The organism is Nocardia amamiensis (assembly GCF_015477605.1).
Lineage (GTDB): Bacteria > Actinomycetota > Actinomycetes > Mycobacteriales > Mycobacteriaceae > Nocardia > Nocardia amamiensis_A.
Map to the genome: position 1 here is coordinate 1 of NZ_JADLQX010000168.1, position 1,005 is coordinate 1,005.

General features: G+C 66.6%; 1 protein-coding gene. It reads right to left on the reverse strand.

Annotated features, from left to right (window positions below):
• Window positions 1–889, reverse strand: an 889-nt coding sequence (locus tag IU459_RS37285; RefSeq protein WP_195134276.1) for an IS701 family transposase, incomplete at its 3' end; no start/stop codon positions are given.
• Window positions 890–1,005: the final 116 nt, after the last annotated feature.

Consider the following 1,005-nt stretch of genomic DNA (forward strand, 5'->3'; position numbering starts at 1 on the left):
ACCGGTGTCCGGGCGAGGCGTCGTGGTCGTCGGCGAGGGTGATCCATGCCCAGTCGTAGAGGCGTGGGCCTTTCGCGCCGTCTCCTGCCGCCATCGCGTGCCACCGGCCCTTGGACAGCGCTGCGACGAGTTCGTCGGCGCGGGCCGTGCGGCCGGTCGCGGTGGTGAGGTGGCGGTTGCAGCCGATGGCCACGACGTAGGCCAGTTCCCGTTCCTCGGCGTATTCACGCAGGTGGGGGCAGTCGCCGTAGACCTCGTCGCCGGTCAACCACGCGGCCGCGCCGCCGGCGGCGAAGAACCGCTCGAGCATCGCCACCGCGAGCCGGCCCTTGGTGGCGAACTCGACGTCGGCGGGCACGCCCGCCTCGGCGCGCCGTTCGGGGTTCTGCGACCAGCTCTCGGGTAGGTACAACTCGCGGTCGATCAGGGTGTAGCCCAGCTCTGTCCGGTACCCGAGATAGACCGCGACCTGCGAATTCTCTGTGCGGCCGGCCGTACCGGTGTATTGGCGCTGCACCCCGACGGTCTTGACGCCCTTCTTCAGGTCCCCTGTTTCGTCCAGAACCACAGTCACCGCGTCATGACCGAGGCGATCACGCACGTACCCGGCCAGATCGGTAACCGCACCCGCATCGTCCCAGCTGGACCGGCTCAAGAAGTGTTGCAGCACGTGCGGATCCCGATACCCGAGATACTCACCGATGGTCCAGCAGTTCTTCGTCGGTAACGTCGCCGTCATACCGATCACGAACTGCCGCATCGTGGCGCGGGTCTCCACCCGCGGAAACCGGCCCGCCACCCGCCCGACCACCTCATCGAGTTCCGCTGCGAACGCCTCCGGGTCTATGCTCGCAGCAGCGGCCACCGTGAATTCAGTTGTACTACACACAAGATCAACCGAACCACACGGTGGCTGCACCCATTTCAGTCAGCGACGCGCTGCACCACAGCCGCGGCGATCAAACCAACCCGACGGCACGTCACGATCTACCGCTGGAGTATTAA